The organism is Paracoccus sp. 228, assembly GCF_000967825.1.
GTDB lineage: Bacteria > Pseudomonadota > Alphaproteobacteria > Rhodobacterales > Rhodobacteraceae > Paracoccus > Paracoccus marcusii.
The window spans coordinates 18134-39593 of record NZ_JYGY01000009.1 but is presented as its reverse complement, the minus strand read 5'-3'; the positions used below and the strand labels follow the sequence as shown (position 1 = coordinate 39593).

The 21460-nt window shown below is 55.4% G+C and carries 20 protein-coding genes; 15 read left to right on the top strand and 5 right to left on the bottom strand.

Going from position 1 to position 21460, the window contains the following annotated elements; genetic code table 11:
- Window positions 1–38: 38 nt before the first annotated feature.
- On the bottom strand, window positions 39–1082 hold the full coding sequence (locus SY26_RS19095) for an IS30 family transposase (RefSeq protein WP_046001879.1): 1044 nt from the start codon (window positions 1080–1082) through the stop codon (window positions 39–41).
- Window positions 1083–1577: 495 nt separating this feature from the next.
- On the bottom strand, window positions 1578–2204 hold the full coding sequence (locus SY26_RS19090) for an autoinducer binding domain-containing protein (RefSeq protein WP_052715395.1): 627 nt from the start codon (window positions 2202–2204) through the stop codon (window positions 1578–1580).
- A 131-nt stretch (window positions 2205–2335) separates the two neighbouring features.
- Between SY26_RS19090 and SY26_RS21375 the strand changes: the two genes are divergently transcribed.
- The 14 genes from SY26_RS21375 (at window position 2336) to SY26_RS19025 (ending at window position 14659) form a co-directional block, all read left to right on the top strand.
- On the top strand, window positions 2336–2590 hold the full coding sequence (locus tag SY26_RS21375) for a hypothetical protein (RefSeq protein WP_046001878.1): 255 nt from the start codon (window positions 2336–2338) through the stop codon (window positions 2588–2590).
- Complete coding sequence (locus tag SY26_RS20110) at window positions 2556–3185, top strand: acyl-homoserine-lactone synthase (protein WP_084693962.1); 630 nt, start codon at window positions 2556–2558, stop codon at window positions 3183–3185. The genes SY26_RS21375 and SY26_RS20110 overlap by 35 nt, the downstream gene beginning before the upstream one ends.
- Window positions 3186–3700: 515 nt before the next feature.
- Window positions 3701–4321: a lytic transglycosylase domain-containing protein gene (locus SY26_RS20760; RefSeq protein WP_342775325.1), complete on the top strand. Its 621-nt coding sequence runs from the start codon at window positions 3701–3703 to the stop codon at window positions 4319–4321.
- Window positions 4322–4365: 44 nt separating this feature from the next.
- A complete protein-coding gene (locus SY26_RS19070) occupies window positions 4366–4638 on the top strand; it encodes a TrbC/VirB2 family protein (RefSeq protein WP_255352906.1) in 273 nt (90 codons plus the stop codon).
- 4 nt (window positions 4639–4642) lie between these two features.
- Complete coding sequence (locus tag SY26_RS19065) at window positions 4643–4921, top strand: type IV secretion system protein VirB3 (protein WP_046001876.1); 279 nt, start codon at window positions 4643–4645, stop codon at window positions 4919–4921.
- Window positions 4911–7307, top strand: coding sequence for a VirB4 family type IV secretion system protein (locus tag SY26_RS19060; protein ID WP_046001875.1), 2397 nt, complete (start codon window positions 4911–4913; stop codon window positions 7305–7307). The genes SY26_RS19065 and SY26_RS19060 overlap by 11 nt, the downstream gene beginning before the upstream one ends.
- Before the next feature lie 174 nt (window positions 7308–7481).
- Window positions 7482–8594: a lytic transglycosylase domain-containing protein gene (locus SY26_RS19055; protein WP_046001874.1), complete on the top strand. Its 1113-nt coding sequence runs from the start codon at window positions 7482–7484 to the stop codon at window positions 8592–8594.
- Complete coding sequence (locus SY26_RS19050) at window positions 8591–9400, top strand: type IV secretion system protein (RefSeq protein ID WP_084693960.1); 810 nt, start codon at window positions 8591–8593, stop codon at window positions 9398–9400. Before SY26_RS19055 ends, SY26_RS19050 begins: the two co-directional genes overlap by 4 nt.
- Window positions 9400–10056: a virB8 family protein gene (locus SY26_RS19045; RefSeq protein WP_046001872.1), complete on the top strand. Its 657-nt coding sequence runs from the start codon at window positions 9400–9402 to the stop codon at window positions 10054–10056. Before SY26_RS19050 ends, SY26_RS19045 begins: the two co-directional genes overlap by 1 nt.
- Window positions 10053–10748, top strand: a complete 696-nt coding sequence (locus tag SY26_RS19040) for a TrbG/VirB9 family P-type conjugative transfer protein (RefSeq protein WP_046001871.1) — start codon at window positions 10053–10055, stop codon at window positions 10746–10748. Before SY26_RS19045 ends, SY26_RS19040 begins: the two co-directional genes overlap by 4 nt.
- Window positions 10745–12181: a TrbI/VirB10 family protein gene (locus SY26_RS20215; protein ID WP_046001870.1), complete on the top strand. Its 1437-nt coding sequence runs from the start codon at window positions 10745–10747 to the stop codon at window positions 12179–12181. Before SY26_RS19040 ends, SY26_RS20215 begins: the two co-directional genes overlap by 4 nt.
- Window positions 12181–13167, top strand: coding sequence for an ATPase, T2SS/T4P/T4SS family (locus SY26_RS19030; protein ID WP_046001869.1), 987 nt, complete (start codon window positions 12181–12183; stop codon window positions 13165–13167). The genes SY26_RS20215 and SY26_RS19030 overlap by 1 nt, the downstream gene beginning before the upstream one ends.
- On the top strand, window positions 13164–13619 hold the full coding sequence (locus SY26_RS21370) for a hypothetical protein (protein WP_127899865.1): 456 nt from the start codon (window positions 13164–13166) through the stop codon (window positions 13617–13619). Before SY26_RS19030 ends, SY26_RS21370 begins: the two co-directional genes overlap by 4 nt.
- Window positions 13620–13639: 20 nt before the next feature.
- Window positions 13640–14659 (top strand): type IV secretion system protein, encoded by a 1020-nt coding sequence (locus SY26_RS19025; protein ID WP_176695189.1) that lies wholly within the window; start codon window positions 13640–13642, stop codon window positions 14657–14659.
- Between the two features lie 63 nt (window positions 14660–14722).
- Here SY26_RS19025 and SY26_RS19020 read toward each other — a convergent pair whose 3' ends face one another.
- Genes SY26_RS19020 through mobC form a run of 3 tightly spaced genes read right to left on the bottom strand, consistent with a single transcriptional unit; the run spans window position 14723 to window position 19844 of the window.
- Window positions 14723–16885 (bottom strand): type IV secretory system conjugative DNA transfer family protein, encoded by a 2163-nt coding sequence (locus tag SY26_RS19020; protein WP_052715391.1) that lies wholly within the window; start codon window positions 16883–16885, stop codon window positions 14723–14725.
- Window positions 16886–16896: 11 nt separating this feature from the next.
- Window positions 16897–19266, bottom strand: a complete 2370-nt coding sequence (locus SY26_RS19015) for a relaxase/mobilization nuclease domain-containing protein (RefSeq protein ID WP_084693959.1) — start codon at window positions 19264–19266, stop codon at window positions 16897–16899.
- Window positions 19266–19844 (bottom strand): plasmid mobilization relaxosome protein MobC, encoded by a 579-nt coding sequence (gene mobC, locus SY26_RS20100; protein WP_139599552.1) that lies wholly within the window; start codon window positions 19842–19844, stop codon window positions 19266–19268. The genes SY26_RS19015 and mobC overlap by 1 nt, the downstream gene beginning before the upstream one ends.
- 849 nt (window positions 19845–20693) lie before the next feature.
- On the opposite strand from mobC, the gene SY26_RS19005 reads away from it, so the two are divergent.
- Entirely contained in the window at window positions 20694–21413 is a 720-nt protein-coding gene (locus SY26_RS19005; RefSeq protein WP_084693958.1) for a ParA family protein, read from the top strand.
- Window positions 21414–21460: the final 47 nt, after the last annotated feature.

The following is a 21460-nucleotide window of genomic DNA, read 5'->3' as shown; positions in this document are numbered from 1 at the left end:
TGTTTGAAAAACCAGAGAGGCTGTTTCTGTTGGAAGCGCTAGCCCAAATGCGACAATGGTTGCCGGGAGAGTTTCTCCCGTCTGTAGCCGCGTCCGAGTATGTTAGCCTTGAACACCTCGGCAGGCGTTCGGAAGCCGAGGCACTTGCGCGGCGTGGCATTGAGGCCCGCGCAGAGCTGACGGAGCTCCTCCTGGGAAAGCGTGTTCGGATCGGTGTCGCGGCAGAGCCATCGTCTGAGACGCTTGTTGGCGTTCTCGACGGCGCCTTTCTGCCACGGTGACTGCGCCTCGCAGAACCAGGTTTGGGCGCCCACCTCCGCCTGCAGATGCGGCCAATCGATGAACTCGGAACCACGGTCAAAGGTGATCGATCGGCAGGCATGCCGGGGCAGGGGCGTCAATGCTTGGGCGATCTGCGCCATGATCGGCTTGGTGCGCTTTTCGGTGTTCTTCAACGCGACCAGGAAGCGACTTGTGCGCTCGATCATGGTGGTGACATTGGCCGGCCCGTACTTCTGCCGGAACAGCACCAGGTCAGCCTCCCAGTGACCGAACTGCTTGCGATGCGCGATGATGTCCGGGCGGAACAAGATGCTGAGTTCAGGCGCAAATCTCGGTGGCGGGCGCTTGCGAAGCCGGTAGCCCCGACGGCGCCGGCGGCCAGAGGGCAGGTGGCGCCAGAGCTCACCTCGACGACCGTCCTCGGAATAGATGTGCTGATAGATCGTCTCTTGGCAGACCCGGCGCGGGGCACTCTCATATCGCATCCGGCCGGCAATCTGCTCGGGGGTCCAGCCGGACCTCAGGCAGCGCTCGACTTGGTCACGGAGCCCGGGATCACGCACCAGCTTGCGCTGCCGGGTCCGTCGTCCATCCGAATAGCTTTGCGCTACGACGCACCAATAGCCGCTGAGCTTCGGGATCTCGCCGTCATGGAAGTGATTGCGCCGCAGCTCGCGGAAGATCGTCGAGCGGTGCCGGCCAAGCCTGCGCGCCATCTCGTCAGGGCTCAGCTTCATCTGCCGCCAGCGCTCGATCTTGCGGCGCTCGGAAAGGGAAAGGTGAGAGAACCGAACCTTCATTCTATGATCCTTTCATGGCTCAACCCATTGTTGAGCACAGAAAGTCGCATTTCAGGATAGCGCGTGCCGTTGCGGTGCCATAATACCTAGTAATGGTAATTATGCATCGGGAACCGTTTGGCGCAGCTGCGGATTGGCATCGTTCATCACAGCGCCGACCTTTGCCATGCAGTACGTCATCTACGATCCACACCGCCGCGGCTTCTGGAAAAGTCCCACGAAGGTAGTGCCGACCCCGGACAAGGCAAAGGTATGGGGTCAGCTTTCAGCCGCTATCGCACAGGCATCAATTGCCAATCGCAGCCGCAATGTGCCGGATCACCAAGTACCGAGCCTACACCATTGCGATCTGCCAAACTTCGTGGTTCGCGGGTATGACGACTATTGGATGTGTATGGAGACCCATAGTGCGCCTCCACATCACTTTCTGAGCTGAGGCTAGCGCAATGCCTCCCCCCTACCCTTCTCATCACACATGACTAATTCTACTGGATTTCAGATAATTCCCATTTGAGCGGCCCGTGCGACTGCACTGACGGAATTTGGTGCCCGAAGTTTGACTTGCGCCGTAGCCAATCGCTGTCTCAGTGCCGACCGGCTGATGTGCAAGGTCTCAGCAGCGTCATCTTGGTTGGCTCCCCCCTTGATCGAGGCCAGTGCGTCAATCTCGCCTTGGGTTAGCCCAATGGTTTTCCAATAGCTCGTGAAGAGGTTTGCCCACGCCTTTACACGGCCCATGAGCAATTCCATCTCCGCATCAGTCAACTCCCGGTCGTTGCGGGCGATGGAAAGGAACGACCGTTTGCCTTTCACTACTTCGACAAAGGTAGCACCATAGACGAGCCCATGGGTGGCAGCGTCAGCCATCACGCCGCGTAGGTCAGGAAGGCTGGACTCCGACCAGCGGATCATTCCCGTGCGGGCCATGGTCCAAACGGTCATGGGGTCGCCAAAAAAATAGTTCTCCTGTTCGTATTTTTTTGTCCACGCATCGGGATAGCGATTGAGGCAGAAATCAGGTTTTCCAAATTTCAAGCCAAGGCCAAGGATGAAGCCCCCGTTGCCGATCTTATCAAGAACGGCAAGTTCGTCTTCATGATTCGGGATCACGAGTTCAATCATTTCAGACCTGTCAAGTAAAAAACGCAATTTGCACTAATGAACTGACCAAAAGGACATGTTGGTGTCAATGGTTAATTTTGAGCCGTAAGTACCGTCTTAAGCAAACCGGCAGAAAGCCATAGGAGGGACAGATGACCGACTTAACCGCAAGGGTACGCCCAAGGGGCGTGGTTATCTCCGCCGAGGCTAACTTTACTGCCGACATGGCTCAGAACCTGGTGTCGATGTTTGCCCATCTACAGGAAGGCCAAGAGATCACCGTCAAGTTCTCAAATAAGGGTGTGTGGGCCGTTACGCCGGAAGGCATCCGCCTGTTCATCGGCTCAACAGAAGTTTTCGAGGTAGGTACCAATGGTCAAGATGCAGCCAAGCCGCATGTTCAGTGACGCGGCCCGTGACGGCTATCAGGTCGAGGTCATCCGCTGCCCGGAGGACTTGGACAGGTGGCATCTGGTCAATGACTACCTGAAACTGCGCAAGCAGATTTTCGTGGATCGTCTGGAATGGCCGCTGTTTCACGCGGAAGATCTGGAGTTCGAACAGTATGACTCCTTCAACACGATCTATGTTGTGGCAACGCTGAACGGTGTTGTCGTCGGAGGGGCAAGACTGCGCCGCACCGACCAGATCAGCGGCACCGGGCAAATCCAGTATAGCTACATGATCCGCGATGCCTGCCTGGGCGTACTGCCCGGCTTGCCGCAGGAGCTGTGCCACGCGGTCCCGCCTATGAATGAAAAGGTCTGGGAGATTACGCGTATGGTAGTCACCGGGTCGCGCGATGTGTCTCGGATGATCCTTGCCAAGATCAACACGTTCTTGGGCGAGGAAGGAGCTGACACTGTTCTGTTCCTCGGATCGCCAGCGTTCCAGCGCATGGCAAACTCCCTGTCGTGGCCGGTCAAGCAGCTTGGACCTGTCGCCAGCAACTCCGAAGGATCGTTCCAGGTCTTCGAGTGTCCTGTGCGTGAACTGGGCTAAAACCATTCAACAATGTTAAACAAACAATTTATTTATGTTGAGGTTTGTTGAAATGTTGTGTATGAAGGTGGTGATCTAGTTAAATCCAACTAGTGCGGGCAACCCAACATAGTGCATCAAGGCACCTGTCAGTGAGCAGGAGCCCCCAATGAGTCTAGCCATACCGCCAGTGATAATCAGCGAGGACGTTGCGCAGGTCGTAAACGAGGGCGGATCGGTAATCATAATTTGCCAAGAGAGCGTTTCCAAAAAAGGAACGTCTGCAGTCGGCAAATGGATTTACGAGGTCGTTTCGGCCGATAAAAAATCCAAACGGTTATTGGTCTACAAAGTCAGAAACAAACCAGAAACATCGCTCACCGTGTCGGGCGTTGCTTCAAAACTTATGCTCTGGGGCTTCCCCGGATTGATAATGCCCTTCGAAAAAGGACAGTGTTTTGAAATATTTAAAGACGGCCGTTATTTGGTCGATTGGAGGTCTGACTCTTAACGCGACTGCATGTCTCGGACAGGGTTTGGTCCTTGTTCCAGGTTCTGACGGAGCCTTCGAATTTAGAGAACAAAGCAACGGCTTTGCCCGCCATTACGGATCAGGTGGGCAGCCGATAATCCCAGAAGCCGAACGTCAGGCTTCTGTTCCCGAAAATTCCATGTCCTTTCTAGCAGAGCCGGACAATGGTTTCATGGCACCACGCGCTGCCTCGGGAAGCCCTGAAGTACTCGATGCAATTCATCAGACAGCATTGCGCTATGGAGGCCATGGTGCCCTGCGCAAAGCTGGAATGTCGGTCACGGACTGGCGCGACTTCTACAGAGCTAACATCGAAATCGAGAGTGCGTACAACCCTCGCGCTCTAAGCCATGTCGGTGCGATCGGCCTCGGCCAACTCATGCCCGCGACCGCCGCCACACTCGGCGTAAACCCACATGACATGCACCAGAACCTCGATGGTTCTGCCCGTTACCTGCTTCTTCTTCTCGACCGCTTCGGATCGAAGGAGCTGGCACTGGCTGGCTATAATGCTGGCCCGGAAGCCGTTTCGCGTCATGGAGGCATCCCGCCCTACCGCGAAACGCAAGGCCATGTCCGCAAGGTTATGGCCGTTTACCAACGTCTCAAAGGAGAACAACTGTGACGCAAATCTTTAACCGGGTGGGCGGTCCTGCTTCCCGTAATTGGGTGCTGTTGGCCGCACTCGCTGTCATGGTTCTGATGATCGCAGAACCGGCGATGGCACAGGATATTAACCTCGATCCCATTCAAAACTTTCTGCAAGGACTGGTGGATGCGCTGACCGGTCCCTTGGGGATGATCATCGCTACGCTCGCGCTCATCGGCGTGTTCATCACATGGTTCTTCGGCATCATCGACTTCCGCCAAGCCATGTGGGTTGTCATCGCTATCGCAGGTATTGGCGGCGCGACGACGATGGTCGAGGCGCTGTGGGCTTGATGTCATGACAAAGCAGGATGTCGTTTTTAAAGGTCTGCTTCGCGCGCCAAAGTTTCTCGGCTTGCCCGTAATTTACGGGATGGTGTGGGTCTTTTCCGGCGTCCTGCTTTTCATCTGGATCAAATCTTTCTGGGTGCTGGCTTGGGCGGCAGCTACCTACCCGGCCCTTTATGCCGCGGCCCAGTGGGACCCAAACTTTTTGGACGTAATCATGACCGTCCTTCAGAAAACGCGACCATCGCGGAATAAAAACCTTTGGAATGGAAACAGCTATGAGCCGTAAGGAATTGAGTGGTGAGGGCGCAGCAAGCCTGATTTCATCAGTTGCCTTCCGCGAAGAGCAATTCGAAGATTATTTGCCCTTTGTCAGCCTTGTCGATGACGAAACCATCCTGACACGCGGCGGCGAATACATGCAGTGCATTCGCGTCAATGGCCTCAACAGCATGACAGCAAACGATGAGGCGCTTATCCGTTTGAAAAAACGGATCGCCACTATCATTGCGCAAACCGAAGGTCGGTTTAGCTTCTATATCCACAAGATCAGCAAGCGGCTTTCGCCGGAAATATCACCTGTTCGCGGTGATGGGTTCGCCGCCGAAGTCGATAGGCGTTGGCAGTCGGCTCTTTCGTCCTACGGACTTCGCGACAAGACACTGACCATTACAGTCTTGCGTCGGCCCGCTGCTAGTCGCTCAGTATCTGCCTTTGAGAAAGTGCGGGCGCGATTTGCCAAAGACAAGGTTGAGGATCAGAAGCAACTTCGCGAGCGGCGGCTTGCCAGCCTGCGTGAAGTCGTCTCGATCCTCCTGTCTGCTACAGAAGGCATGTCCGGTCGTGCGTTGACCGCATCCTCCGGCGAGCTGCTAGGCTTCCTCGAAGCTATCGGCTCTGGCACGGAGGTTCCGACCTATCCTCTTTCGGAGATTGGTATTCTTGCCCGTAGCATAGCCAACTTTCGCCCGACATTCGCGAGCAACCGGATCACCTTGTCGGGCGGAAATACCGGTCGCAAGAGCGGTCTGATCTTCACGATCAAAAATTATCCTAATCAAACCGAACACGGCATGTTCGACAGCCTGAACCTGCCCCATGACATGGTCATCACCCACAGCTTCACGCCTATTCCAAACGATGTAATGGAAGAGCGTATTCGTCGCGCTCAAAAGATGATGGCGTCGATGAATGATGCAGGGGTGTCGGATCGCGAACTACTGGCCTCTGCGGCTGATGGGCTGGTGACAGGCAAACTGGTGTTTGGTGGGCATCACATGACAGCAGCGATCTACAGCAGCAATGAGCGTGAGCTTGCAGAGGCAGCGGCAGATATTCAGCAGGTCGCCCAGGAAGCCGGCGTCAAGGTCATCACCGAAGCCTTTGCATCACGGGCACATTACTTCGCACAATTTCCTGGCAACGCCGCTTTCCGGTCCCGGATCGGCACCATCACAAATCGAAACTTTGCGGGTTTGGCATCACTGCATCGGACACCTCTCGGAAAAAATGGAGACGAGGTTCCGTGGAAAGACCCGATCACCGTATTTCCGACCCCCGAAGGAAGCGGGTACCAGTTTAGCTTTCATCGCAAACTGTCGCGCGGCAACGTGGATGCGGAACCGCCCGCAGGCCACACTCTAATCCTCGGTCCGTCCGGCGGCGGAAAATCCGTGCTTATTGCGTTCCTCATTGCACAGGCGCAGCGCATGAACGCACGGGTGTTTGCCTTCGATTATCGGCGCGGGCTTGAAGTTCCTCTTCGTGCGCTTGGGGCTGAGTATAGCGAAATCACAGCCAACCGCCCAACAGGGCTAAACCCGCTGTGGTCCGAAACTGATCCAGAGGGCCAGCAGTGGCTTTCGGAATGGATAACGGCGCTGATCGAACGGGCCGAGCGTCCTTTGACGGCGCAACAGTCTCAGTTTCTTCAAGATGCTATTCGTAGAAATGCGGAAGCACCGCAAGGGCTGCGCCATTGGTCACAATTTGCGAGCCTTTTCGCCCCCCTCGATGATGACGGTGATCTGGAAAGCCGCATACGCGAGTGGGCTCCTTCTGGCCGTTATGGTTGGATCTTCGGCGGAAACCGCGAAGACACTTTCTCCCTGAACGGCGACCTAGTTGGCTTCGATCTGACAAGCGTCTTAGACAACGGAAATGACAAAGAGCGCGCAGCGGTTCTTGGCTATATTTTCCGACGCCTAGAGCGGGCCATGCAAGATCGCCGCCCCACAATCATTGTTGTGGATGAAGCATGGCGGGCGCTCGACACAGACTACTTTGCGGACAAGCTGCAAGGTTGGCTAGTCACGCTGCGCAAGCTCAATTGTGTTGTCCTACTCGTGACACAGTTCGCCACCCAAATTGCCAACTCAAAGGCGGGCGCGTCCATTTTGCAGGGCGTCCAAACGCAAATTCTTCTGCCGAACGATGACGCATCGGCACAGGACTTTGCGGCCCTCAATCTAAACGCAAAAGAGCTGACCATCATGCTTGAAACCCCTCCGGGCAAGCGCGTGGCCTTGGTTCGAGACGATCAAGGGTCTGTTCTACTGGATACGGACCTCACGGACCTGGGCCAACTCCTCATGTCGATCGGCAACAGCACCGCAGGCCGCGCAGCACTGGCCGCACCTGATTATGATCCTGAATTCTGGAGAGCCCTGAAATGAAGCGTGTGATTTTCGCCCTTACTTTGTCCGGCCTACTATCGGCCTGCGCTGGTGAAACGCGTCCAGTTTCATCGGAATGCTTCTCATCCTCCGGCCGTCCGACCTGCAACTTTACGCCGCTGCCTGAGCTGCACGCAAAGGGTGGAGTCAGTGTCTAGTCGGCTCCGTAAAGTCATGCTGGCAACGGCAATATCGTGCACAAGCACGATCGCCGTGGGTCAAGGCGTTCCCGTAATTGACGTCAACCAGCTACAGCAGAACCTCCTAATCCTGACGGAGCAGTTTGCTGACCTCGAACGCCAGCGCAATAAACAAGGGCGGCTTGAGGAAATTGAACAGCTGCATGAAGAACAGCTTGCCGCGCTTGATGCCATCATTGGCAGCACTCGTCCGACAGGCAGTTCAGAAGACATGATTGCTGATCTGGAAGAAGGGGAAACTCCTTCCTCAGCAGCGCCCAATCTTTATTCCGCCGAGGATGCCAATACAGCCACACCGGAACTTTTTGGTGATGCTCAGGTGACTGTAGAGCAAGTCATCATCCGGGCTGCCCAAGCCACCTACAGTCGTCCCGGTGTGGCTAAAGCAGGTCTGTCGCCGGTCCAATGGCGCGCACTGCTGCAAGCCATGATCTGGCAGGAAAGCCGGTTCAACCCTCACGCTGAGTCACCTGTCGGGGCCTATGGCCTCACGCAGATTATGCCGCTTACTGCAGTCGATCTAGGGATTGGTGAAACCTATCGCGGTGATCCTTACGTGCAGGCGGAAGGTGGCGCACGTTATCTATCAACCCAGCTTGATACGTTTGATGGCGACATTGTTCTGGCACTGGCAGCATACAATTCAGGCCCTGGAAATGTTCGGCGTCACAACGGCGTCCCGCCATTCAACGAGACGCGGCACTACGTCGAGGTCATCCCGGCCAAGTATAACGAGTATCTGGCGCAAATCGGCGGTGTTGATGCTCTTGGCACGATCGAGCCTGTTCTAGCGGCTGGCGCGCACACTGCCATGATGAGCGATGGCGCGATGCTCTATGGCGACAATGCTTATGAAATGGTGCGTCAGTCAGCCGTACGCGTCCGCGCCATAATAGAGCGGATTGAGGCTACAGACACACCGCATGAGGCGATGGCCCTCAATGCATACATGCGCGCCGAAACCGCGCGCGTCATGGTTCTGCTGACCCGTCTGCGGGCAGCGAACTCACAACCTATTAGTGCTGAAGCAATGCAGTTCGCAGCCGAACAGGCTTCAGAGCGCCGTTTCCTAAGATTTGGAGAATGACCATGCGTGACCTCAGAAAGTTCGCCCGTCCAAAAGCTTTTGCTATTGCTGTCGTGGCTGCAACGGTTCTGCCCTACGCACACTCGAATGCAGCCTACGCGCAAGGCGTTCCGACGGTAGATACTCAGAATATCGCTCAGTCCATCCGGCAACTTCAAAACATGCTTGAAGATGCCGGACTCCAAAACGCGCAGCTCGACCAGCTTCTTTCTCAAGTGACCCTTCTTCAAGGGCACCTAGAGACCGCCAACAATCTCTATGCCTCCCTGACTGGCGCCCGCGACATTGTCGGGCTGACCATGGACGGCGATCTGAATGACCTGCTGGAAGGAAACATGAGCGGCGTCCTCGGGACGATCCTGGCCGGAATGAACGGTGACTGGAGCGGGCTGACTGGCCCGCGATCGGTGAACATGCGGACCACTATGACCGCAGCCCTGGAAAGCGCAGGGTTTGGAGAGGGCACCGTTGAGGAACTGGCAGGATCAAGTGTGCCAGGCGCTCGGCGTGTCGCATCCGCGGCAACCGGAGGAGCTGTCGTCGCCGCAGCGGGCGAAAGCGCCCATGCAAACACCGCACAAAGCCTCGGCCGCGTAGGTGCACTGGTCGATATGATTGGCGAGACAGAGGATCTAAAGGCGTCGATTGACCTTAACACGCGCGTAAATGCGGAAGTCGTCATTGCGCTGTCGCAGCTCATCGAACTTGAAGCTGTAACCGCAGTAAATTCGGGCATGGCAGGGATGATGGATGCTGCCACGATGGCCGAAGAGCGCGCGTTCCTCACGTTCGGGAACATCGAATAATGGCACGTGAAAAAAAGGAAATTATCGAAGAAGAGCTGATTTTCGGTGCGCGCAAGCGCGAAACTTTCTGGCGCAAGCTGGCCCTCACGGGTTGGGGCTTTGGCATCATAGGGTGCTTGTCTGCTGCCGCAGTCGCAGTCTTTACCGAGCGACCTGCACCCGCCCTCGTGCCATTTGACCCTGCAACTGGAATGGCGCTGCCAATGGCAAGCGTGGGAACCATCAGCCTGAATGAACAGCAGGCAGTCGTGCAATCTCTTGTTTTCGCCTATGTGCGCGACCGGGAAACCTACAATCGGATCGATAACGATCAGCGCGTTCAGACGCTCCTCAATCGCTCTGAAGGTAATGCACGCGGCTCCCTAGTCGAACAGTGGACAGCGGATAATCCAGATTTCCCCCCGACGCTCTACGGTGAGAACTCCCGTATGGATGTGGAGGTTATCAGCGTCACCCCTCTCAGCAATGACAGGGCAACGGCCCGGATTGTGAAGCGGCTCGTGACGCCCAACGGCACGACCGAAGGGACATTCACTGTGTCGCTTGTCTTCAACTTCCAGCCTCAAGAACAGCGCACTCTCGAAGCCCTGTGGCAAAACCCATTCGGTTTTTCGGTGCGGGAATACGTGGTCTCGTCGGAAAGGTTCATGGAATGAAAAAAACTAGCTTCCTCGCCGCACTCTGCCTCGCCGGTTTTTCGACTGTGGCTCAAGCCGAGGTTACCCCCCGCGCGGGCGCACATGATAGTCGGGTGCGCTTAGCTCAGTATGTCGATGGCCAGGTTTACCGGATCAATACAACGATCATGAAAGTCACCTCAATCGAGTTTGGCTCGGGCGAGGAAATCATATCAATCGCTGCGGGTGATACCGAAGGATTCCAGTTCGACGCGGTTCCTGGCGGCCATGCAATGCTCGTCAAACCCATGATGTCGGGCGTCACCACGAACATCATCGTCTATACCAATCAGCGGGCATACTACTTTGCGGTCACAGAAACCAATTCTGCGACGCACTATGTTGTTCGGTTCGATGGCCCACGCACTCGCTCTGCGCCTCCTGCCAACAAGCAAGTTGTCGCAACTGCCCCGTACGACACATACGGCGCGAACCGGCTGACTGAAATCACGCCCCGCGAAGTATTCGATGATGGGACGTTCACGTATTTCCGTTTCGCGCGGAATGCCTCGCTGCCCGCAATCTTCCGCGTTTCGGGCGGTCGGGAGCGCACTGTGAACAGCCAAACTTTGGACGATGGCACAATCAGGGTTTCGGGTGTCTCGCAGTATTGGGTGCTGCGGGCCGGGGAAACCGAAAACACGATTGCGAGGCTTGGAGGCAGCAAATGACTGACGACACGAGCAACGCAAAAGTCGATCAACAGCAAGGCGCGCAAGGCACTGAGGGCGATCCCGAAGAACAGCTCAATGAGCGCCTTCAGGCGCTTGAGGCTGAGAGTCAGGGTGCAAAAAAAACTGAGAGCAAACGGTCACCTGCGATCTTGGTCACGGGACTGATTGCGATCTGCGGGCTAGGCTTGGCTGCTTATACAGTTTCACAGTCTTCAACGGATGGTTCCAGCCTTCGCACAGGACAGTCTGACCCTTTCCAGAATATTGGTACAAGCGCCTACGGCCATCTGCGGGTAGCCCAAGGCGCTGAACCAGACCTGCAGCCGGAGCCGGAGGAGCCGCAGCAGCCAGAACCTGATCCTCGCTATGAAGAAATGCAGCAACAACTTGCAGCGTTGCGGGCTGAGATTGCGGCGCGGGATGCAGCCAGCGAAACAGATAATGCCGAAGTCGTCACGGAAACCCCTGTGGATGATGACCGGCTATCGAAGCTTGCAGAGGAACTTGAAGCACTGCGTCTTCGCGATGCGGAACGTGACTCGGAAGCGGCGCGGATCGCGCAGGACCATGCGCGTGAAATGCAACGACTGCAAAGCGAGCTGGATCTTGCCCGGCTGTCTGGTGGGGGTGACAATTACGACCAGTCCGGCAATGCCGCGCTAGATGATCGTGCCCGACAAACCGAAGAAGCACGACGCCTAGCCCAAGAGCAACAGGAACGTCGCCGTTCTTCGGGTATGCTTGCCTTTGGGGGAAGCGGTGGAGGCGGTGGCGAAGCCTCCGGTGCTGCTGAACAGCGTGAAGCGCGGCTGTCAGATAACGAGGCGTTCGTGCGCGATGCAGGAAGGCCGGCGCAGGTCGAGCGGGCTTCCGTAATAGTGAACCCCGCAAACACTGTAACGCAAGGAACGATGATCCAAGCTATTTTGGAAACTGCGATTAATTCGGAGCTTCCCGGTGCGATTAGGGGGGTCGTAAGCGAGGATGTGCATTCCTATGACGGGACGCGCATTTTGATCCCTCGGGGATCGCAAGTGATCGGACGATACTCTGAAGGCGTGGAATTGGGCCAGCGCCGCGCGCTGGTGGCATGGGAACGCATCATCATGCCGGACAATCAGTCCGTCACAATTTCAGCCTATGGTGGCGATGAAATAGGACAGTCCGGGCTTACGGGACGGGTTAACAATCATTTCGGTCAGCGTTTTGGTTCGGCGGCTCTCGTTAGCTTCCTGACGATCCTTCCGGCACTCGCGACGGAAAACACGGATGATGACCGCGCAAATGACATGGCGGATAGCGTAGGGCAGAACCTAACCAACGCAACAACCTCCGTGCTGAGTGAGTCCCTACGCATCAAGCCAACTATCCGTGTCGCCCAAGGCGCCCGTGTGACGATCATGGTTGACCGTGATCTGGAGATTTTCTGATGCAAGATGACAGCTACTTTAATCAGGCGATGGCCGCGCTAGGCGATGTAGTCACGCGCGATGACCTTGTGGAGCTGTGCATCAACCCTGATGGAACAGTTTGGGCAGAAACTCGTGGTGACCACTTCATGCGGAAGTGTGAGGCGCATCTGTCAAGAAATGTGCTGGCTGACTTAGCCGCTAGTATCGTCGGCCAGGCCCAAGCGACCATCAGCAAAGCCAAACCCCTTATCTCGGCTTCTATTGAGTATCTCGGCCGTCCGATCAGGGTCCAGGTCGTCGCACCACCTGCGGCACTCTCAGGCCATGCTATCGCAATGCGCTTCTTCTCGTCCCTGCCCCTCGATGAGGTCAAACTAGACTATCTCTATGGAGAACAGCGATCATTGGATGAGGAGCGCGCTGCACGAAACCTGCAGCTCAAAGAAATCGCAGAAAAGGGCACCCTCGATGAAGCCCTAGAGTTCTGTGTCGGTGAAAAGCTGAACATGGTCCTGTCAGGCGGAACCTCGACGGGCAAGACTGTAGCCCTTCGCAAAATCATGACCTTCATTCCTCCAACTGAACGGGTCATCACTATTGAGGACGCCGCTGAGTTGCTGCCTAGCCAACCTAATACAGTGTCCTTGATTGCCGACAGGAACAGCGACGTGCGATCGCCTGACGCGCTTCTGATTTCTTCGCTCCGAATGCGGCCTGACAGAGTGATCGTTGGCGAAGTGCGCGGCAAGGAAGCGATGACATTCCTTGAAGCTATCAACACAGGGCATGGCGGCTCAGCGACTACCGTTCATGCCGAAACGCCAACCTTGGCCTTAGATGCCCTTGCCATGAAAGCGGGCCGATCAGATGTGCCCATGAGCTATTCGGAAATTCGTGAATACATCACCCGATCTATCGACGTCATCATTCAGACAGGTCGGAAAGACGGAAAGCGCGGCATTGCCGAGTTTTACCTTCCGACAGCGAAGGGAACAGCGGGATGATGAAGTCTATTGTTCTCGCTGCTATCGCAGTTGCCGCTACTGCCGCTACTGCCCACGCAGACAAGGTGACGGAAGATCAGGAACGTAAGTTTCTGCGCTTCGACACGCAGAGCGCAGGAAATCCAGAAATTTCAGAACGCGGCTGCTCAATCCCACCACGTCCTGTTCTTCCAAATCCAAGAAACGCGCCAGTCAATGCCAACCCGGATCAAGCGAATTCTGTCCTGCTATCAGTCTACAGGCGCCAGAACGCAGAGCGGATTGTGTCTGAGCAAGCCTGCTCGTGCGACATGTATTTCTCGGATTGGGACAGCGCGCTCGATGAAATGATGGCCGTTTTTGAGGGGCTACACTTCGATGAGTGGGCAAGCGTTCGGCTTGAAAACAGCAGGGCCACGAATGCCCTATCCTCCGAAGTGCGGACAATCTGCAAAGAAAGTGGTGTCCTATAATGCCTATAGTTTCGGAACTGGTGGAAATTGGACAGCAGCAACTCAGTGACGCCGCGCAATCGCAGTTTGGCCTTACCGCCGCAGCTATCGGTGACACACTCCAAGTAGCAGCATCGCTGGCTATCATCCTCGTATTTATCAATGCGCTCCTGCAAATTCGGCCACAGCCTGTCGGAGATCTGTTGATACTGGTCGTAAAGTTGCTTTTAATTTTCCAGTTCGCGACAGTGTGGAGCCAATTCAATGCCATAGCCAGTGCGGTCATAAACGGCATGGATTCAATTGCAGGTGCCATGCTGTCAGGCAGCTCTAATCCGAACATGGGTCTTGCAGCCTCATTCGATGATATGCTGGACCGCCTCGCAACCAGCGCCAATACGACAATGGACAACCTCAGTTACATGAGCCGTGCCGTAATGAGCGGCATTTTCTTCATCCTACATTCCCTCACGGCGGCAGTGGCGGGACTGATCTTGATTTTCGCCCTAGTCATGATCACGATCCATCTTGGCCTCGCGCCCATTTTTATTGGTCTTTCAGTCTTCAAAGCGACGTCCGACTTCTTTTTTCAGTGGCTTCGCTCGACTCTAAGTTACGTTCTTTATCCTATCGTCATCGCCGCTGTGCTGGGTTCAATGATCAGGCTTACGCAAGGTGTTGTTGATAACCTTGATCCAACAAACATCGAATCCATCGCTGGCTTGGTCCCGTTTCTGACGATCCTCTTTATGATGATTTTCACCATTGTTCTGATACCGATGATTGTGAGCGGCCTAAGCGGGATGGTTGCGGCCGTTGGTCCTTTAGCGGCGGCTGCGGTTACTGCTGGCGTGTATCGCAACCTGTCCGGGTCGATGGCAGGCCCTGCAGCTCTGTCGAGATCGTTCCGCGGTGCCGGTAGCGGCGGCAATGCAGGGTCATCACCTCCCGCACCTGGGCCCGGACCGGGTACGGGGGCAAGCCCCGCCTCCCCGCATCAGGCACAGCCAAGCGTGCAGCGACAACTTAACATGCCAAATAGGTTCCGGGACCGTTCCTGATCCCATAACAGAAAAGCCCGCCTTAACGGCGGGCTTTTTTTGTTCGGGTAGGTACTTGATACGTCAAACCTCAACCTGAGATATTACGTCCATATCAGTGAATTTGTCTCGCAGATCGTCCAGCATTGACCGCCCCTTCTTCAACGTGCGGTCAACGACCGCGCGGGCTTCTGGAGTGTCGGGCACGTCCTTTAAGGCCAAATCTAATTGTGCAGTTGCCACCGCTTTTCGTTGTGGCCTCCGTGTCGAGCGAACAGCGGAAACGGAAGTGTCAGCTGAAGGCGCTTTTCGAGCCAACCTGCGTGATGATCTGGGCCTATCATCCGGAGCCGGATCGTTTTGCTCTACGATCTGAGGCGCTGCAATTTCGACGTCCTGAACGATCGTTCTGTCAGCGGTTTCAACGCTGGCATCCTTCCCGACCGCAACAGGCTCAACGATTTCAGGTGACGCCTCGGCATCCACCTTCTCCGGGGGTGGCAACAAGCGTACCCTAGCTTTTTCTGCCGCGCGGGCGGCGTCCGCTTCCATCAAGCCAATGTCGGGGAAAACGTACTTATCCATAGCAGGGTTATGCGGAGGCATCGGCATAGGACCGGTTTGAGCCTCGAACATTGGCTTCAACTTTGCATCACTGAAGTATTTGATACGCTTTGCCCGGATCGGCATGTCGGCATCAACAATGATAATCACGTCATCCTTGGGCAGCCGGCGCGCTTCATCCTCTGACAACAAAGGCCGTTCTTCTGTTCGTTCGCTGACATTGACGCCATTGAAAGCACCTTGACCAATAGTCCGACTCTTGCTGACGACCCGCCGCGTCGTCATGCCTGTGGCACGAGACAGGTCAGACACCGTTTTTTCCTCAGAAGGCGTCAGATATAATTTTATCCCTGCGCCACCTTGGAGCGACAGGCGGACATTCTGCCCATAGATCTCGTCCAGCGCTGGAACCGTCTGCGTAACAATTGCCAAGTTGCCGCCGTATGACCGCAGAGTTTTGATCGACTCAGCTACGATCGGCATTTTTCCAAGTTTGTCGAACTCATCCAGCATGATTAGGACCGGCCAGGGTTCGTCCGGACCTGGCTCGCCAGCCCCCTGCAATGAAGAAATGAGATCGGAAAAAAACAATCTGATCAGCGGTGCGATTGCAGCAACGTCATCTGGCGGCACAACCAGATAAACAGTCTGAGGTTTTTTGCGGAAGGTCACAAACTCAAAATCACTATCATCAGTCAGAGCGCAAATGCGCGGGTTTGCCCACGTTCCAAGGCCCGAGCTGCTGAGAACTGAGAGGTATGCCGACAGGGTGCGTTCGGTGATATTCGCGAGCTTGTTGAACATCATCTTAGTGGCAGGATCTTCCGCTATTCGGGCATAGTAAGCGTACTGCGTCTTTGTCTCCCCGCCTTGAACCGCATAGCGGTAAATCTCCCCCAACGTGACGCGGGTTTTCTCATAAGCCAGCATCCCGCAAGCGACAAAAATATCCGTCGCGCCCGGTAGAAACTCCTCTGCCCCCTGCCCGGCTTGCAGGAACAGCTTGGCGATCTTTTGAAGCTCCATCATGCGCTGCGCAGGGTTCTTCATCTTGCCGACGCGTTTGAGGGGGTTGTATCGGTGCGACGGCGACTCCCAATCGGTCGGTGCAAAGCGATAGACCGTATCGCCCCGCGCTTTCCGGTGGCGTGATGTTAGCTCGAAGTTTTCGCCTTTCACATCCAGCACTACGCTGCTGCCTGCATAGGTTAGGCAGTTGGGAATAACGAAGCCCACGCCCTTACCACGTCCCGTAGGCGCAACGATTAGGGCATGTGGATGCTCGGCAGATACAATAAAGGGTTGGTTTGAGCCTGGGTCACCCGTCTTTCCCAAAACAAAGCCTTTGGCGGGATTGGTTAAGAAGCGTTTGCGCTTCATTTGCCGTTTCGTCTGCCAGCTCGTCTTCCCAAAGCGTGTAAGGTCTTCTGTCGTCACCTTAGCAGCCAGCATGAAGCCCGCCAGGGTGGTTGCAATGACCACAAAGTTTATTAGGACATAGCCGCGTGGATCACGCGCTTGGATGTCACTGTACTGCGTAGCGATAAAAAAGAGATCGAGTTCGGCCAAGTCGTAGCGGTACTGGGCGAGACCCGACGCCAGCACGTAGCCAATCAGAAAAGCGAAGAAACCAATAAGGAGAACCCCTACTAGTTGGCGCAGCCTGCCTTCAAGTCTGGTCATGGGATTACTCCTTATCCAAAATCGTGACCGTCTTGCTCATGACCACGCCGCTCATGACGGAGGGCTTGCTCATGCTTGACGGCCGCAACATTGTGTTGCGCGATTGCGTGGGAGTGATCACGGCTGCTACCGATATTCTGGTCAGCCTTCAGGTAAGCAATGGCAAAGTCATGCCGCTGAGCCGTGCCCATTCCTGGAATGTCTGGCGCTCTTCCGTTCTGCATGTCACGAACTGCATCCTGCCCAAGCGCACGTTCGACTGCATCGACAAGCCGGCGCGACTCGTCAAAAGTCATGTTGCCACCTCTCGCCGCAAGTTGCTTGGCTTCATCGAGTGCGGCGGCTTTATCGCGCTCCTGACTCTGTGCTGCACGTTCCTCTTGCTCTCGCACACGATCCATCTGGATAGCTGTGAACGCTCGCTGAATATCCTCGTCAGGCATCCTGCGTTCTGTCGCAGGCACATAGCCTTCGGGACCGCGCGCGTCATTTGCGTTCCGGTCCCATGCCTCGGAGGCAAGCTCCGCATGATCCCGCGACCTGTCAGCAAAATCAGTGAACGCGTCGCTGGCTGCTGCGACCTCGTTCTGCCCCTGCTGTCTCGTTTGGCTGTCTTCTGAATAAGGCCAGTTGAAATCAGTCCGTTCGAACTGCTGGACAAGGCGTCTAAAGTCCTGACGCTCGCCAGTCGAATGCACATCGACTGCCTCAGTGCGGTCAATGCTCTGATCGCGTAGCGCGTCTTCAACCCTGTCATAAATATCGCTGACATGATCACGAGCCTTCTCCAGCCCCTCACTGGTCGCGAGGTCATAGCCGTTCTTGTCAGCGACGGCATGCAAGTCTCGTTCAACCCACCGGCTTTCCAGCGCCGCCGTGGTGGCAGTCATTTCAATGCGCGCTGAAACCTCCCGCGGGTCAATGCCACTACCTTCCAGGGCAGCTTCCAGCCTGTCCGGCGCCAGATCACGTTGCATGTCGCGCGCCACCTTTTCGGCATAGATGCTGTCAGATGCAGGGCTAGTCAGGGTGCGGGTCTGCTCCCCAAGAGGATTCAACTCTCGGACGCTGCGCAGCATGTCATCCACGTCCTTATCCATTTGCGCCCGTTGCTCAGGTGGCGCTCGATCAATGCTGCGGTCGATTTCTTTGATCGTAGAGCGCAATGCTATTAGCTTTGCCTCGAATTGATCGACGTCCCGCTCCAATGCCGGGTTGGCCTCAATGGCCCCTGCCCTATCGCTCATGTCTTCACCTTTCTCAATTTGCTGCGCCATGCGCTCCAATGCGTTTGCCGTAAGGGTATTCCCAAGTCGGTCAGCTATGCTGCCAAGGCTGCGATATGTGTCTGCAACCTCGGACAGTCTTTGCTTGATAAAATCGCTGTCCACGCCCTCGGCCGCGCGATCTTGGGTCTGGCTAGGTCCAATCGCACGGACCTCCCATTGCGTGCGAGTAAAGGCCACGTCCTTACCGGCACGATTAGTAAAGCTGGTAACTTCTTTCCCTCGATTGGTGATTGCAATGGTTTGTCCTGTGTCGACATTTGCCTCGGCCATTGCCCGACCCAAGCCACTGCCCCACATTTCCTTAATACCATTTTCAGTAGCCAGCTTAACGTAATAACTTGGTGTATTCTTAGGGTCATGACCATAAGGGGACTTGCCATGCTCGATCAATTCACCGCGCAAACTCTTTCGTAAATCTATCGAGCTAAGCGCGTCCTCGGTAATGCCACGCGAAAACCGACTAGTGTTGATCATTTCAACTCCAGCCGCCCGCCCCCATTCGACCATCGCATCTTTAAAGCGGTCATAAGAAAGCTCTCCGTCTTTTTCTAGATAGAAAAGCTCATTTTCTTGATTGCGCCGGTCTACAATAATGTGGGCGTGCGGATGATCACGATCCGTATGTATGCCAGCGATATAATTCCAACGGCCATATCCTTGCCCTATGAGCTCATCACATACTCCACGCGTGATGGCTTTAACCTTCTCGGTGTCAGTCCCTTTGGGAAATGACATCATCAAGTGCATCGAGTTCCCGTTCTCGATCTTACCGCGCCAACCCTCAGACCAATCGGTAGCAAGTCGTGAAACCTGGCGACCTGTCAGCTCCTTGCCGCCATCGTGCCGGTAACTGGGGTCGATAACGTGATCCGACTTTCCCAAGACGTAATTCATCTGAGCCTTTATGTCGGCACGGTTGTAGCATCCTCCGCTGCGGATGATCTTGAACACAGCCTGGGGAGTGTTTGCCTTGCGAACATTGCTAAGAAGCCGCGTGACGGAGCCGCCCCCACCCCCAGATTTGACCCGCCGACCAGACCGGACATGGTGATCATCAAGGAAATTGGTGACGATGCTGCTTCGCTGTGCCATCAGTCCAGCGCCTTCAAAATTTGATCAAGGCGAGCTTTGCGGCGGCGGGCTTTCGTCACAATTAGCTTTGAAACGAGGTCAGATACAGCCTTAAGCTCATCCCTCATGGCGACGATTGTAGCCAGATCATGTGGCGAAATTTCTGCGCTGCCGGAGACAAGCGCCTTACGATTAGCGTGATAGGCAAGCTGATTTAGGTTGTTGCCAACGCGGCGAACCTCCTTAGATAGCTCGGCTCCGATCTCAATCAGGTCATCGTCTGGATCAAAAAAGCCCGATGCACGACGCAGAGCCTTCTTTGCAAATGCTGCTCGGGTCATGCCGAACCGCCCCGCTTGAACATCAAGGGCGCGCATTTCGTCGCTTTCCAAGCGAACACCAAGAACCTTTGTCTCGATCCTTGCTATCGGATCGCGATGCAGCCTGGCCGCAATCATCTGAACGGCGCGGCGGCTGATCCCGTAGGTTTTGGCAAGCTCATCTGTCGAGATGTTCTTCGCCAAATCCTGCACCAGTCGCCGCTTTTCGTCAGCATTTAAACGCCTTTGAGGCCGTTTAGATGGTGGCGAAGTTAACATGATACATTTCCCGCCATATTCTTCCCTTCAACCATAGGGCGTTTCCGCACCGCTGGCAAGAAAATGCCCGCGGAAAGGCCCTATGGTTGAAGTCCGTTTCGGTGGCCGCCCCCAGGGCGGACAGGTTCGGGCGATCAGCCCGAAGCCGCGATATGCATCGCAGATCGCGGCTTGCAGCCTCTCGGGTGAGCCATGCTATTGCCCATCCGCACCCTTCCCAACAGGCGCAGAGCCTTCTCAGAGGCCACAGGAGGGCCGCTGAGTACCCATACCGGACCTGCCAGCTAGGGTGGGTGCGGCCAGGGGTTCTTTCCGCCCACACGGCGCGTATAGGCTATGGGTTGGATTGGCGATCCGAACCAACAACAGATTGCGGGCTCCACGCCAACAGAAACAGCCTAAACATGGTGATATGGCGATATGGTGAAGTGGCACAGTGGCAACATGGCTTAGCGACATTCCGGCAATCCGGTAAAGTGGCGCTGCGGCATTGCGGCATTCCGGCAAAGCGGCGCAGCGGCATTGCGGCTATATGGTCCTATGGCGTAGCGGTATTGCGGCGCTACGGTATAGCGGCTTAGCGGCTATGTGGCATTTAGGCGAAGTGGCGCAGTGGCATTCCGGCGATACGACATTGTGGCGATATGACAACATGGCATAGTGGCGATGCGGCGATGCGGTTTTCCGGCTTGATGGCTATCCGGCATTATGGCGATATGGTCATATGGCGAAGCAGCATCATGGCGACGCGGCATCATGGCAACATGGCGAAGTGGTGATATGGTAAAGCGGTAATGTGGCGATGTGGCATCACGCAACGCCACCAAATAGCGACGTGAGGGACAGAAGATGAAAGTAATTTCACTGATCGGGCAAAAAGGGGGCGCAGGAAAAAGCACTGTCGCCCGCGTTCTTGCATCCGCAGCCGTTCTCGAAGGTAAGCGCGTTTTGATGCTCGACTGCGACCCAAACAAAAGCACTTACTCCTTTTATCAAAAGCTGATGCGGAACGATCCGACCTCGGCAGAAAGCGTGACTGCCTTTCACTGTGCCAACACTGAAGAAATGGAACGTCATATCATCGAGGCCGATGAAACGGGAAATATAGACTACTGCATCATTGACACCCAAGGCGACCTTGTGAATTGGGTAGATGATGTGATTGAGCTTTCTAATAGGGTAATCATACCCGTCAAGGTTTCTGAAACCGATTTTACAGTGCAGTTGGAAACCTACAAACGATACGTCGCTTTGCGTGATGCCGTAGTTGACCCGTCCAAGTTGCCGCCAATTATGTTCCTACTGAATCAGATTAAGCCAGGCGTCAAATATCCTGCTTCGCTTCGTGACTTGTTTGATGAAATTGCAAGTCATGACAGAATGCTGCGCTTCTACCTGCAAGAGCGCAATGTGTATAACCAGACCGATCAGGGCATTCTTTTAGGGGAATACGCTAAACGCGTCGAAGCAACGTCGGTTGGAAAAGTCATGCCAAAATACATGACGCAGGCAATGGACGAGGCGAAAGAGCTACTAACCGCAGTTGAGGAGGTTACCGTCAATGGCTAGTCTGCCGCCCCCCCGCACGGATCGCTCCCCTCGACGTGGCTTGCAGC